The following is a 14466-nucleotide window of genomic DNA, read 5'->3' as shown; positions in this document are numbered from 1 at the left end:
GACGGACCGCTGATCCGAACCGACTGACAGATACACATTCACGCCCTTCAAAGACGGCTGCCCGCGCCGGGCAGCCCACCGGCGAAGCCTTGTCAATTTCCACCGCCGTAGATCGGCAATCACCACCTGAACGGAGAACGAAAATGTCCAAGCTCGAAGTCCTTACCCCCGCCAACAGCCAGTTGATCTTCATCGACCAGCAGCCGCAGATGGCTTTCGGCGTGCAATCGATCGATCGTCAGACCCTGAAGAACAATGTTGTCGGCCTCGCCAAGGCCGCCCGGATATTCAATATCCCGACGACCATCACGACGGTCGAAACGGAAAGCTTCTCCGGCAACACCTTCCCGGAATTGCTCGCGGTTTTTCCGGAGAACGATATCCTCGAGCGCACTTCGATGAATTCCTGGGATGACCAGAATGTCCGTGACGCCCTGGCGAAGAACGCCGCCGGCGGCCGAAGGAAGATCGTCGTTTCCGGTCTCTGGACGGAAGTCTGCAACACCACCTTCGCGCTCTCGGCGCTTCACGATGTTGCGGATTACGAGATCTACATGGTGGCGGATGCCTCCGGTGGCACCTCTGTCGATGCGCATAAATATGCGATGGATCGCATGGTGCAGGCCGGCATCATCCCGGTCACCTGGCAGCAGGTGCTGCTTGAATGGCAACGCGACTGGGCACGCAAGGAAACCTATGACGCCGTCACCTCGCTGGTGAAGGAACATTCCGGCGCCTACGGCATGGGCATCGACTATGCCGTCACCCATGTCCATGGCGGTGCAGAGCGCGTCAAACACGGCAAGCGCATCGGCCCGAACCCAGCCCCAAAATAAGCTTTCAACCGCGCCGCACCGGAAGGATCGATGTCCCCTCCGGTGCGGCTTTCATCCATCTAGGAGGTTCCCATGAAAGTCTATCTTCTGTCGCTTGGCGCCGGCCTGCTGGTCGGCATTGTTTACAGCCTGCTCAATGTGCGTTCACCCGCACCGCCCATCATCGCGCTTGTCGGCCTGCTTGGCATATTGCTGGGCGAACAGGTCATTCCTTTTGCAAGGTCGATCATCGGCAAGGAGCCGGCCGCCGTTTCGTGGATCAACCAGATCAAGCCGCATATGTTCGGCCATATGCCAAAGGGCAGCGGAGAGACCGTGGATCTCGCCAGGGCGAAACAGCCTGCGGATGGGGAGAGAAGCTGATGCCAACGCGACGCACTTTTCTTGGCGCGGCATCGAGCCTTGCCTTTCCGCATCTCTTTTCACCGGCCAATGCCGCTGATCCCATTCAGACCGGAGCCTATTCCATGTATCCCGACACCATTCTTCACAATGGCCGCCTGACGACACTTGATCGCGGCAATCCAAATGCAACGGCAGTTGCCATCAAGGATGGTCTGTTCGTGGACGTGGGAACCGATGCCGATGTCATGGCACTCGCCGGGCCCGGGACGAAAATCATCGATCTGAAGGGCAAACGCGTGCTGCCCGGCCTCATCGACAATCACACCCACGTCGTTCGCGGCGGTTTGAACTTCAACATGGAACTGCGCTGGGATGGCGTGCGCTCGCTGGCGGACGCCATGGACATGCTCAAACGGCAGGTGGCGATCACGCCCGCCCCGCAATGGGTGCGCGTCGTTGGCGGCTTCACCGAGCATCAATTCGTCGAAAAGCGCCTGCCGACCATTGAGGAAATCAATGCGGTGGCGCCCGACACGCCGGTCTTCCTGCTGCATCTCTATGATCGGGCGCTGCTGAATGGCGCAGCCCTTCGCGCCGTTGGTTATACGCGGGATACACCGAACCCGCCCGGCGGCGAGATCACCCGCGATGCGAACGGCAATCCCACGGGCATGCTGCTTGCCAAACCAAATGCCGGTATCCTCTATTCGACGCTCGCCAAGGGACCGAAGCTGCCGTTTGACTATCAGGTCAACTCCACGCGCCACTTCATGCGTGAGTTGAACCGGCTGGGTGTGACCGGCGTGATCGATGCGGGTGGTGGCTTCCAGAATTACCCTGATGATTATGAGGTCATCCAGAAGCTCTCCGATGAAGGCCAGATGACCGTGCGTCTCGCCTACAACCTCTTCACGCAGAAGCCCAAGCAGGAAAAGGAGGATTTCCTCAACTGGACCTCTTCGGTCAAATACAAGCAGGGCAATGACTATTTCCGGCACAATGGCGCAGGTGAGATGCTGGTTTTTTCCGCTGCCGATTTCGAGGATTTCCGCCAGCCGCGACCGGACATGCCGCCGGAAATGGAGGGTGAACTCGAAGAGGTCGTGCGGGTTCTCGCGGAAAACCGCTGGCCCTGGCGTCTGCATGCCACCTATGACGAGACAATCTCGCGGGCGCTTGATGTCTTCGAAAAGGTCGACCGGGACATTCCGCTTGAAGGTCTGAACTGGTTCTTCGATCATGCTGAGACCATTTCTGATCGTTCGATCGACCGTATTGCAGCGCTTGGCGGCGGTATCGCCACCCAGCACCGCATGGCCTATCAGGGCGAATACTTCGTCGAACGTTATGGACAGGGAGTTGCCGAGGCGACGCCGCCGATCAGGAAAATGCTCGACAAGGGCGTCAATGTCTCTGCCGGTACCGATGCCACCCGTGTCGCCTCGTACAATCCATGGGTGTCCCTTTCGTGGATGGTAACCGGCAAGACGGTGGGCGGCATGCAGCTTTATCCACGCGCCAATTGCCTTGACCGCGAAACGGCGCTGCGCATGTGGACCGAAAAAGTCACCTGGTTCTCGAACGAAGAAGGCAAGAAGGGCCGCATCGAAAAAGGCCAGTTCGCCGATCTGGTGGTGCCGGACAAGGATTATTTTTCCTGCGCGGAAGACGAAATCTCCTTCCTCACCTCCGAGCTGACCATGGTCGGCGGCAAGATCGTCTATGGCGCCGGCGACTTCAAGGCGCTCGACGAGAACGACGTGCCCCCCGCCATGCCGGACTGGTCGCCGGTTCGCGCTTTCGGCGGTTATGCCGCCTGGGGTGAGCCGCAAGGGGCTGGAAAGAACTCGTTGCGACGCGCGGCAATCACGTCCTGCGGCTGCGCCAGCGATTGCGGCGTTCATGGACATGACCATGCCGGAGCATGGACATCGAAGCTGCCAATCGCCGATCTGAAGGGCTTCTTCGGAGCGCTCGGCTGCTCATGCTGGGCGGTTTAAGCCCGACCGTGTGAATGTCAGGCCGACCAAGCGGGCAGCGTATTGCCGCTGCCCGCATCCAACGCGAAGGAAGTCCTCTCAGGCGGGCTAATGTTGCGAATTATGCAATTATATCGAAACTATTGATGCAATTGTTGGCGATAATTGTTTCAGCCAATATCGCTCCATCAGATGAACGCAACGCCGCTCGAAGCGAGCGGCCAGGCCGCAGGAGCAGACAATGACCAAACCATCTTCAACACTTCGCCTTCACGGGTTGCTTGCAGATATCGTTGCCGCGCCCGTCACACGAACCCTTGCGCTTCTGGCGCTTTGCTCGGCGTATATTCAGGGGCCGCTGACCAAGATCTTCGACTTTCCCGGTGCGATTGCCGAGATGAACCATTTCGGCCTTCATCCGGCTGCGGTTTTTGCCGTTGTCGTCATCGTGTTCGAGCTTGCCGCCTCGGCCATGGTGGTTTCCGGCTTTCTGCGCTGGGCAGGCGCTCTGGCGCTTGCGGGCTTCACGCTTCTGGCCACCTTCATTGCTCTTCGGTTCTGGGAAATGGCGCCCGGCATGGATCGCATGATGGCCACCAACGCCTTCTTCGAACATCTCGGTCTGGCTGGCGCCTTTGTTATCGTTGCCGCAATCGATCTCACGAAAGGAACAGGCAAATGAGTGCCGCAAAATCCTCCACGAGCAGCTTTGCTCCTCTTGCACAGCCGGTTTTTGCCGTCCTCTGGGCCGCAACCGTGCTTGGCAATACCGGCAGTTTCATGCGCGATGTCGCCAGTTCGTGGCTGATGACCGACCTTTCGGCCTCGCCTGCGGCAGTCGCCATGGTTCAGGCGGCGGGAACCCTGCCAATCTTTCTGCTGGCGATCCCGGCCGGCGTGCTGACGGATATTCTCGACCGTCGTAAATTTTTGATTGCGGTCCAGCTGCTGCTGGCCTCTGTCAGTCTCACCCTCATGGTCCTCGCCCATACCGGATTATTGTCCGTCAGTGCCCTGATCGGCCTCACTTTCCTCGGCGGCATCGGTGCGGCGCTGATGGGGCCGACCTGGCAGGCCATCGTGCCGGAACTGGTGAAACGCGAGGACATCAAGAGCGCCGTCGCGCTCAATTCGCTGGGCATCAATATCGCCCGTTCCATTGGTCCTGCGGTTGGTGGCATATTGCTTGCTGCCTTTGGTGCGGCCGTTACCTACGGCGCAGATGTCGCAAGTTACTTTGTTGTCATCGCGGCGCTCTTGTGGTGGCCACGGGCGAAGAACGCCAATGATGCATTGGCGGAAGGTTTCTCTGGTGCATTCCGGGCTGGTCTTCGTTACACACGCGCCAGCCGTCCCCTGCATGTCGTCCTGCTGCGAGCTGCGATCTTCTTTGCATTCGCCAGCGCCGTCTGGGCGCTGTTGCCACTGGTCGCACGGCAATTGCTCGGCGGAGATGCTAGCTTTTATGGCATTCTGCTCGGTGCGGTCGGTGCGGGCGCGATTGGCGGCGCGTTGATCATGCCGAAACTGCGCGCCCGCTTTGATGCCGATGCCCTGCTTCTGGGGGCTGCTGTCATTACCGCGCTCGTCATGGCCGGCCTGTCGTTTGCTCCGCCCAAGTGGCTGGCCATCGTCATCCTGCTGTTTCTCGGTGGCGCATGGATCACGGCGCTGACGACGTTGAATGGCGCGGCCCAGGCCATTCTGCCGAACTGGGTGCGGGGCCGTGGGCTGGCGGTCTATCTTACCGTCTTCAACGGCGCGATGACGGCGGGCAGCATCGGTTGGGGTGCCGTTGGTGAAGCGGCAGGCGTGCCCGGAACGCTGCTGATCGGCGCTGCTGGTCTGTTTATCGCCGGTCTTGTCATGCACCGCCTGAAATTGCCTGCCGGCGACGCGGATATGGTGCCGTCCAACCATTGGCCGGAACCGCTCGTTGCCGAGCCTGTGGCCCATGACCGCGGCCCGGTCCTGATCCTGATCGAGTACAACGTCGAAAAGCATCACCGCAGCGCCTTCCTGCACGCATTGGATGAGCTTTCACAGGAGCGCCGACGCGATGGTGCCTACGGCTGGGGTGTCACCGAGGATTCCGCCGATCCGCAGAAGATCGTTGAATGGTTCATGGTGGAATCCTGGGCGGAGCATCTGCGCCAGCATAAACGGGTCTCCAATGCCGACGCGGATTTGCAGGGCAAGGTACTTGCCTATCATTCGGGAATGGCAAGACCGGTCGTGCGGCACTTCCTCACGATCAATCGTCCGGGGAAAGCATAAAGCGAAAAAGGGGCCGATTGGCCCCTTTTTCATTGCTGCGGTAACCAACCGCGGGCTATTTTGTGATCCGCTCAAAAACACGGCTCAACGCTCCTTTCAGCGCATTGGAGCCGCCATTACGGTCAAAATCCTGCAAAACCTGTTCGTTGAGCCCGCCTTTGGTGGCAAATTCAACGCTGAGATCAAGGAAACTGGTGTCTCTGTCAGCGAGCTGGGCCACTTCGGAAAGACCAGCGAAGAGCGGGGCGAGATAGGCGCGACCCTTTTCTTCCGGCAAGCCGTTTTCAGCCAGCCATTCGGTCGTATGCTGCATGATGCCGAAATAGGTGGCCATCAGGGCACTCGCGGCAGCGAGAAGATCGTATTCCGCCTTCGTCTCGCATTCGACCGCATTGCCAAGGCTATTAAAAATTGCCGATGTATCTGCATCCGGCGGATAGACGGCTGTGACACCCCTGCGCCGTGCGACGAAAGGCAGGGGAATCGCCTGCGTGAGGCTGACATCCGCGCCGATCCAGTCGAAAAGCGCTTCGCGGCTGGTTGCGGCAACGACGCTGATGACCTTCTGTCCCTTCCGGAAACGCAACGGGCGGATGACGTCTTCGGCAATCTGCGGCCGGATTGCCAAGACGACGGTATGGCACCCGTCGATGATCGCCTGATTGTCGCCGGTAACGATCACCTGCAGGAAATCGGCAGCGAGCCTGGCCGAAATATCCGCGTTGCGCGCTGAAACCATGACATGCGGCACGGCCGCCGGCTTCAGGAGCAGGCCCCGCACCATCGCGTCGGTGATCGCTCCGGTTCCGATAAAACCGATTTTCTGGGGCAGGGGCATGATGACTCCACGTCGGCAGGGGGCCAGATCGGCCGTGTTTTACGCAGGATGGTGATGATTGTTCCGGACTGGTGATGAGACATTGGGCCAGAAAACTGGTCTGTCGGCAATGTTAATTTTTTTCCCGCATCCGCCGGCAGGACGTAAACGTGCTCCGCATCAGACGCTCAGCAGCAATCTGATTTTCCTTCTATTTTAGCATCTTATCGCGATCAGTTTTGCACTTTGAAGCAAGATTTTCGTGAGCACCCGGTGCCGATTGGCCAAAATATTTCACTTGATATTTACATTCGGAATGTATGTATATGGCACCGAAAGATCGGGCGCTTGTGATGTGTCCGAAAGCTCGTTTGCATCAAAAGGTGAAAAATGGTCGAGAAAAGTCAGTGGCGGCGCGGGCGAACGGTGGCCCTTGCGTTGATCCTATCCTGCGTCCTCTATCCCGGACGAGTGCTCTCGCAGCAGCAACCCACCCCGTCGGTCACGGTCGAAACCGCCAAGGCGGCGGATTTCACGCTGACTGCGCGTTTGCCCGGACGTATCAAGCCATCGACGATTTCAGAGGTGCGGCCGCAGGTCTCAGGCATCATCCGGGAACGGTTGTTTGAGGAGGGCGCCCGTGTCGAGGCCGGTCAGGTTCTCTACAAGATCGAGGATGAAACCTATGTCGCGGCGGTGGAGTCCGCCAAAGCCAATGTCGCCCAGGCGCAGGCAAGTTACGATTTCGCCCTTGTCGATGCACGCCGTGCTGAGGAGACATTTGCCAACAATGTCAGCTCGGCAGCGAACCGCGATAACAAGATCGCCGAAAGAAACAAGACGCAGGCCGCACTTCAGGTGGCGCGGGCTCAGCTGACGACAGCGGAGATCGACCTTGAGAGAACGACGATCCGCGCACCGATCTCCGGTATCATCGGGTTCTCGGAAACGACGGCCGGCGCGCTTGTTGCTGCGCAGCAGACGACCGCTTTGACCACGATCCGCGCGCTCGACACGATTTACGTTGATGTGACGCAGTCCGTAAACGATCTGTTGCGGTGGAATGCCGACAAAAGGGTCGGGAGCAGCCAGTCCCTGTCCGTTGCAACGATGATCCTTCCGAACGGCCAGACTTACCCGGTAAAGGGTGATCTTAAGGCGGCCGAACCGAGGGTCGAGCCGACGACGGGCATGGTCACGCTTCGAATTTCGTTTTCCAACCCCGATAACCGGCTCCTGCCGGGCCTCTATGTGGAAGTTGAGCTGCCGCAGGCCGTCACCAAGGACGCGATCCTTGTTCCGCAAAGTGCTGTGATGCGCAACGCCAAAGGCGAGGCATCCGTCTGGATCGTGGAAGGCGGCAAGATTGTTCCCCGTCCGGTGAATATCGTCACTGGCGCTGGCAACCGCTGGGTCACCAGCAGCGGCCTGAAGCCGGGGGACCAGATCGTCATGTCCGGTTTCCAGAAGGTGGCGCCGGGCGCCACGGTGGAAATAGAACAACAGCCGTTGGGCCAGCAGGCCGCCCGGGCCGGGAGCAACTGATCCATGGCACGGTTTTTCATAGACAGACCCATTTTTGCCTGGGTCATCGCAATCATCATCATGGGCCTCGGCATCCTGTCGATCATGAGACTGCCGATCTCGCAATATCCCTCGATAGCCGGTCCATCCGTGGTTATCGGCGCGACTTATCCCGGGGCATCCGCCGAGACGGTCGCGGATACGGTGGTGCAGATCATCGAGAAGGAAATGACGGGCCTTGACGGGCTGCGTTACATCGACTCGTCGACGACATCGACGGGCCGCGCCACCGTGACGCTCACCTTCAATCTGGGCACTGATCCCGATATCGCCCAGGTGCAGGTCCAGAACAAGCTGAGCCAGGCCGAAGCGAGCCTGCCTTCGGAAGTGACACGCCAGGGCGTGACGGTCGAGAAATCGACAACCGGCTTCCTGATGGTGATCGCGCTGATCTCCGACGACGGGGCCCGAAGCGCCATCGATCTGGCCGACTACCTGAACTCCTACATGGTTGAACCGATCTCGAGGCTGAAGGGCGTCGGTAAGGTCGAGGTGTTCGGATCGGAATATGCGATGCGGATTTGGCTCGATCCGCAGAAGCTGAAATATTACGGCCTCTCTCCCACCACTGTCATCAATGCCATCAGCGCCCAGAATGCGCAGATATCGGCCGGTGCCTTCGGCGCAATGCCGGCACCGGAAGGCCAGCAGCTCAATGCCACCGTCACCGCGCAGTCGCTCCTGAAGACGCCGCAAGATTTCGAACGCATTGTCTTGCGTGCCGATACCGATGGCGGGCTGGTGTTGCTGCGTGATGTCGCGCGGGCGGAACTCGGAACCGAAAACTACGAAATCTCCAGTTTCTATAACGGCAAACCGTCGTCAGGCATGGCAATCCAGCTGGCATCCGGCGCCAATGCGCTTGAAACGGCGGAACTGGTGAAGGCGAAGATGGCCGATCTCGGCGCATTCCTTCCCGCCGGGGTAAGCTATGTCATTCCCTATGACACGACGCCGTTCGTCTCGCTTTCCATTGAGGCAGTTATTCACACGCTCATCGAAGCGATCGTGCTGGTCGTGTTCGTGATGCTGATCTTCCTGCATAATTTCCGCGCGACGCTGATCCCGACGCTGGCCGTGCCGGTGGTTCTGCTCGGAACCTTTGGCATCATGGCGGCGCTTGGATTTTCGATCAACACGCTCACCATGCTTGCCATGGTTCTGGCGATCGGCCTGCTCGTGGACGATGCGATCGTGGTGGTGGAAAATGTCGAGCGCATCATGCGAGACGAACATCTCGATCCCGTCGCGGCGACGAAAAAATCGATGGGAGAAATCCAGGGCGCGCTAGTGGGCATCGCCATGGTGGTTTCCGCCGTCTTCGTGCCCATGGCGTTTTTTGGCGGCGCGACAGGGGAAATGTACAAGCAGTTCTCGGTGACGATCGTCGCGGCCATGGCGCTCTCGGTGCTGGTGGCCCTGATCTTCACACCGGCGCTCTGCGCGACGATGCTGAAGGCCCATGACCATAATGCAAAGCCGGGCCTTGCCAGCCGTTTCAGCAACTGGTTCGAGCGCAATTTCTCATGGCTGACGACAAGATACGGCAATATCGTCAGGGCTTCGGCGAAAAGGCCGGTCCGGATGTTCCTCGTCTACCTGCTTCTGGTGGTCGCCATGGTCTTCCTTTATCAGAAGACGCCCACCTCGTTCCTTCCCGATGAGGATCAGGGAACCCTGCTCACCATCATCCAGACGCCGCCCGGTTCCACCGCGCAAAATACCGAGGCGGTTCTGGGCAAGGTGGAAAACTACTACATGAGTGCCGAAGCGCAGAACGTCGAGGCTGTCTTCTCGGTTCGTGGTTTCTCCTTCGCCGGTCAGGGCCAGAACATGGGCATGATGTTCGTCAAGCTGAAGGACTGGGAAGAACGCAAGGGTAAGGACGACTCTGCCCAGGCCATCGCCGCGCGTGCTTTCGGGCCTTTGATGGGCGGCATCAAGGAGGCGATCGTGGTTCCGCTGGTGCCGCCGGCGGTCACGGAACTCGGCAACTCCAACGGCTTTACCGCCTTCCTGCAGGCGCGTTCCGGCCAGAGCCATGAGCAGCTTCTGGAAGCGCGCAACATGCTGCTGGGTCTGGCGGCGCAAAGCCCCAAGCTCATGGCCGTCCGGCCGAATGGCGTGGAAGATGCTTCCCAGTTCGAACTCAACATCGACTGGGGCAAAGCCGGCGCCGTTGGTCTCAGCGCAGCGGATGTCGGGTCGTTCCTGACCACCGTCTGGTCGAGTTCCTATGTGAACGACTTCCTCTACGAGGGACGCATGAAGCGCGTTTATGTGCAGGGCGAGCCCCTGGCGCGCACCGGGCCGGAAGACCTTGCTCTCTGGCGGGTGCCGAATGCGAATGGCGATTTCGTCGATCTTTCGACAATTGCCAGCCAGAACTGGGTCTTCGGGCCTCAGCAAGTCAGCCGTTATGACGCTCTTCCTGCCATGTCGATCGAAGGGTCGGCGGCTCCGGGTTTTTCCTCGGGTGAGGCGCTGGCGGAAATGGAGGCGCTTGCCGCGAAACTGCCGCCTGGCTTCAGCCTGCAATGGACAGGAATGTCGCTTGAGGAAAAGGATGCCGGTGCCGGCGCCCTTCCCCTCTATGGGCTGGCATTGGCGACCATGTTCCTCTGCCTTGCGGCGCTCTATGAAAGCTGGACCATTCCCGTTGCGGTTCTGCTCGCCATGCCGGTCGGTATCCTCGGTGCACTTCTGGGCGCATGGATCGGTGGACAGTCGAACGGCGTCTATTTCCAGGTGGGTCTTCTGACGGTGGTGGGCCTGACGGGCAAGAACGGCATCATGATTGTCGAATTTGCGCGGGAGCGAATGGCGCAGCTTGGCGAAAGCGCATTCGAGGCGGTCTGCCAGGCGGCGAAACTTCGCTTCCGGCCGATCCTGATGACGTCGCTTGCCTTTGGTCTCGGGGTCATCCCGCTCGTCATATCGACGGGTGCCGGTGCCGGCGCGCGCCAGGCTATCGGCTTTGCCACCTTCTTCGGAACGGTGACGGGGACGTTGCTGGCGATTGTTTTCGTGCCGGTTTTCTTCGTGCTGATATCGGGGATATTTAGCCGCAGGAGCGTAAAGGCGGCTGAGCCGAAAAACGCCTGAGGTCGATGCATTCCCGTCCCGCCGTGACGAGTTGCGGCGGGACGGCGGTTTGCTTTTGCCGGGCTGGTCCATGTAGAAAGCAACGGCGAAATTCAGTCATGGGAGTTTAGAGACGTGAGGAGAACCAAGGAGCAGGCGGCGGAAACGGGCCGCCAGATTTTGCAGGCGGCAGAGACCCTGTTTCTGGACAAGGGTTACGACAATGTCAGCCTGGAGGAAATCGCTGCTCTTTCCGGTGTGACCCGGGGTGCGATTCACTGGCATTTCAAGAACAAGCACGGGCTTCTGCTTGCTCTCAGAAATGAGGCGCAGGAACCGTTTCGGCGATTTGCCGACGAACTTTCCGAAGGCCGCAGCTCCGCTTCCATCGAAAAACTCGGTGATATCATAGCCGATACCTTCAGGATGCTGGAGCAAGATCCCCGTCAGCGCGGTCTGCTGCGGGTGATGATGAGGCTTGATATCGTTCTGGCGGAAAAGGATGAGGCCGCACAAAACACGTTTCCCGAGGAAATGCATGAATTGTTCGTGCGCATATTCAGGGCAGTCGAGCGAAATCCCGGAATGGTGAAGCCGTGGACGCCGGAAAAGGCGGCCTCCATGCTTTATGCGGCTATGGGCGGTCTCATTACGGAATGGGCGTTAAGGAAGAGCGTCTTTACGCTCTCCGAAGACGGGAGCCTTCTGGTTACGACTTTGCTGGCTGGAGTTCAGCAAAAATACCAAGGCCTCAACTGAACCGATCCTGACAAAATCACGGCAGGCAAACCACGTCTGACATGCGCTGGTGAAGGAAGATGACTAGGTTCGAATTTACAAACGTTTTGTATGTATATATAAAGGCATGGCTACTGTTGCCCCGGCAAGCAGGGCTGGTTGACCGTTACGATCTCGAAAGCGAACCGGTTACCCAATGGAGGAGGCGGTTCCGAAAATGATGCAGGATCGGGAAAATGTTTCGCGCCAGCCTCTTCCCATTCGGGGTAGTCTGGCTGTTTGCACAGGTTACGGAGATTTCGCGCCTGCTCCGTCTTCGATAAACATGGCTCTGACGTATCGTCCCCCGCAGTCAGGGCCAGTGATGTCCGCAACGCTCATTGCCGGACATCGGACGGGGCACGTTTTTCCCCACCAGCGTGCCCCGTCGTTTCTCCCGCGGCTTCGCCGTCTCATCTGCAGTGGACGGGAGGTCGGTCAAAACCGTTTCAGGAAACCGTCCGACTGGCTGAGAGTGGTCGCGCTTGGCATCATTCTGGTCGATTTCGCCGTGTTGTCCCTCGCCAACAGGTTTCTTGACCGGAACTTCGAAGGTTATCTGCCGGGCCTCGGACCAATGCTAGGCGGATTGCTCTTTGCAATTATCATCATGCGGCTTGCGCGTCCCGCATTTTATCCGGACTGGATCGCGATCGGCGCCCTCCAGGCAGCGATGGGATGTATCGTCTGCGTCGATGAGGGCCTTCGATCGTCCGCGGCCTTTCTGCTTTTCTGCTGTCTGTTTCTTGGTCTTTCGTTATTGCGGCTCTGGATTGGAGAAACGATCCGCCCCCACCGGGGGGCTACATCCCTGCTGGCAGGCGGCTTTACCACCCTCTTCTTTGTCGCATGGCTGGTCGCGGATCGCTCCTTGGGACTGGGAGCGGGGCCGGACATCATTCTGGCGGCGGATCTTCTGGTGGCGGGTTTCACGATGGTGGCGTTCGGACTTTCGCTGCGATCTGGCAAGGGCAAGCATTAAGGCAATGCAAGGGCTTGATGCGTGGACGCACAAGCGAACCCTGTCGATCGCGATCAAAATCGCGATCCATTCCTGCGGTGTTCATGCCGAGGCTGAGTTGATTGTCGGCCCACACGCGCCTGCCGCTCCTGTGCCCAGCTAATATCCCGCACCTAGCCGTGCGGCTTTGCGATCAGGCAAGAGGCTGCGCGCATTCAAAATCTTCTCCAGCGGTATATTTACTTTTATAATTATATAATGCAGATTTGCCCTATTGCTCGGAGGGAGCACGAAGTCTGTTGGAGGAACACATGCAAAAATTTATCGGATTTGGCTTTGCCGCCGCGCTCGCGGCTGTCGGCTTCGCCGTAACGCCCGTGAAGGCGCAGCAACTGGAATTGACGATCGCCGCGCCGGCCGGGGCAGGTGGTGGCTGGGATGCGGCATCGCGTTCGCTTCAGGAGGTCATGATGGCGACAGGCGCGGCCAAGAGCGTGCAGGTCGTCAACGTGCCCGGTGCCGGCGGCACGGTTGGGCTGGCGCAATTTGTCGGGCAGGCCAAGGGCAACCCTAACCAGCTGCTGGTTGCCGGCATCACGCTGGTCGGCGCCAGCATTTCCAACAACTCACCTGTCGATCTGACGCAGGTCACACCCCTTGCCCGCCTCACCGGTGATCCGCTCGTGATCGTCGTGCCGAAGGATTCGTCGATCAAGACGATGGCCGATCTGCAGGCAACCATCGAGAAAGATGTGGCCAAGACCATCTGGGTCGGAGGCTCGGCCGGCGGTGCGAATCATATTCTGGCGGCTCTGGTGACCAAGGCATCCGGGCAGGACCCGGCCAAGATCAATTACGTTGCTTATTCCGGCGGCGGCGAGTCGCTCGCAGCCATGCTTGGCGGGCAGGCGACGGCAGGTGTCTCGGGCTACGGCGAATGGGAAGGCCAGATCAAGTCCGGCGATCTGCGAGCGCTTGCAATATCCTATCCCGAGCCTATCCCGGGCATCGAGGCGAAACCTCTGAAGGCCCAGGGCTTCGATATCGAACTTGTGAACTGGCGTGGCGTCTTTGCCGGTCAGGGTGTCGAGGGCAAAGAGCTTGAGGCATTGCAGGCGGCCATTGAAAAGACCGTCAAATCGAACGAGTGGCAAACCGCTTTGAAAGCGCGGGGATGGACCGACTATTACGCGCCCTCTGACGAATTCAAGGCCTTCATCGGCTCTGAAACCGAACGGGTCCGCGCGATCCTGACATCCATCGGTCTTGCCAACTGATCTGGCCAGCGCGGGAGGCGGAGAGACCGTTTCCCGCCCGTGAGGAATATCATGACATCCAAAACATCTTCGCTGCGCAATCCGCCTGCGGTGGTCGTTGCCGTCATTCTGTTTGCCATAGCGGTCATCACCTATTGGGATGCAAGCGGCATGACGGCGCGGGCGACCTATGGCATGAGCGCGAATGCCGCTTCCTATTTTGTCGCCCTGCTGTTTTTCCTCCTGTCACTCGGGCATCTGTTCAGCGCTTTCAGGCCGAGTGAACTGGAGGATGAGGCAACCGACTGGAAGGCCGTGGGCTGGATCGCCATTGCCTTGTCAGGCCTGATCGGTGCGATCTGGTTCGGCGGTGGTTTCATTCTGGGGTCGACGCTGCTTTTCGCTTTCACTGCCAAAGCATTCGGGCGCAGGGCATTGGCCGTGGACCTCTGTCTCGGGGCGATCATCGCCGTCGTGATCTTCCTCATGTTCAACAAGCTTTTGACCCTCGCGCTGCCCCAGGGGCCGCTTGAGCGTCTGTTCTGAGGTG

Annotated in this window: 12 protein-coding genes; 11 read left to right on the top strand and 1 reads right to left on the bottom strand. The window is 59.2% G+C overall.

Annotation, left to right across the window (positions count from 1 at the left end; all coding sequences use genetic code 11):
- The first annotated feature begins 143 nt into the window (after positions 1-143).
- The 5 genes from ACQZ5F_RS24940 to ACQZ5F_RS24920 all read left to right on the top strand — a co-directional run bounded on the left by ACQZ5F_RS24940 (position 144) and on the right by ACQZ5F_RS24920 (position 5437).
- Complete coding sequence (locus ACQZ5F_RS24940; protein ID WP_448731117.1) at positions 144-836, top strand: hydrolase; 693 nt, start codon at positions 144-146, stop codon at positions 834-836.
- Between the two features lie 72 nt (positions 837-908).
- The gene (locus ACQZ5F_RS24935) at positions 909-1199 is read left to right on the top strand and encodes a XapX domain-containing protein (protein WP_046801973.1); all 291 of its coding nucleotides are present in this window, start codon (positions 909-911) and stop codon (positions 1197-1199) included.
- Positions 1199-3181 (top strand): amidohydrolase, encoded by a 1983-nt coding sequence (locus ACQZ5F_RS24930; RefSeq protein WP_225337981.1) that lies wholly within the window; start codon positions 1199-1201, stop codon positions 3179-3181. The genes ACQZ5F_RS24935 and ACQZ5F_RS24930 overlap by 1 nt, the downstream gene beginning before the upstream one ends.
- 220 nt (positions 3182-3401) lie before the next feature.
- A complete protein-coding gene (locus tag ACQZ5F_RS24925; protein WP_046801975.1) occupies positions 3402-3842 on the top strand; it encodes a DoxX family protein in 441 nt (146 codons plus the stop codon).
- On the top strand, positions 3839-5437 hold the full coding sequence (locus tag ACQZ5F_RS24920; protein WP_046801976.1) for an MFS transporter: 1599 nt from the start codon (positions 3839-3841) through the stop codon (positions 5435-5437). The genes ACQZ5F_RS24925 and ACQZ5F_RS24920 overlap by 4 nt, the downstream gene beginning before the upstream one ends.
- Before the next feature lie 55 nt (positions 5438-5492).
- Here the strand turns inward: ACQZ5F_RS24920 and ACQZ5F_RS24915 are convergent, their stop codons facing one another.
- A complete protein-coding gene (locus tag ACQZ5F_RS24915; RefSeq protein WP_225337982.1) occupies positions 5493-6275 on the bottom strand; it encodes a pyrroline-5-carboxylate reductase in 783 nt (260 codons plus the stop codon).
- A gap of 369 nt (positions 6276-6644) precedes the next feature.
- On the opposite strand from ACQZ5F_RS24915, the gene ACQZ5F_RS24910 reads away from it, so the two are divergent.
- From ACQZ5F_RS24910 to ACQZ5F_RS24885, 6 genes are all read left to right on the top strand, one after another.
- A complete protein-coding gene (locus ACQZ5F_RS24910) occupies positions 6645-7799 on the top strand; it encodes an efflux RND transporter periplasmic adaptor subunit (RefSeq protein ID WP_052820894.1) in 1155 nt (384 codons plus the stop codon).
- 3 nt (positions 7800-7802) lie between these two features.
- A complete protein-coding gene (locus ACQZ5F_RS24905) occupies positions 7803-10943 on the top strand; it encodes an efflux RND transporter permease subunit (RefSeq protein ID WP_225337983.1) in 3141 nt (1046 codons plus the stop codon).
- A gap of 114 nt (positions 10944-11057) precedes the next feature.
- Positions 11058-11681: a TetR/AcrR family transcriptional regulator gene (locus ACQZ5F_RS24900; protein WP_225337984.1), complete on the top strand. Its 624-nt coding sequence runs from the start codon at positions 11058-11060 to the stop codon at positions 11679-11681.
- A gap of 196 nt (positions 11682-11877) precedes the next feature.
- Complete coding sequence (locus tag ACQZ5F_RS24895) at positions 11878-12681, top strand: hypothetical protein (RefSeq protein ID WP_225337985.1); 804 nt, start codon at positions 11878-11880, stop codon at positions 12679-12681.
- 290 nt (positions 12682-12971) lie between these two features.
- The gene (locus tag ACQZ5F_RS24890) at positions 12972-13937 is read left to right on the top strand and encodes a Bug family tripartite tricarboxylate transporter substrate binding protein (RefSeq protein ID WP_225337986.1); all 966 of its coding nucleotides are present in this window, start codon (positions 12972-12974) and stop codon (positions 13935-13937) included.
- Positions 13938-13988: 51 nt separating this feature from the next.
- A complete protein-coding gene (locus ACQZ5F_RS24885) occupies positions 13989-14462 on the top strand; it encodes a tripartite tricarboxylate transporter TctB family protein (RefSeq protein ID WP_046801983.1) in 474 nt (157 codons plus the stop codon).
- The last annotated feature ends 4 nt before the right edge of the window (positions 14463-14466 follow it).

It is taken from the genome of Agrobacterium sp. 22-210-1 (assembly GCF_053522525.1).
Note: the sequence above shows the minus strand (reverse complement) of the source record. Positions and strands in the feature narration are given on the sequence as shown.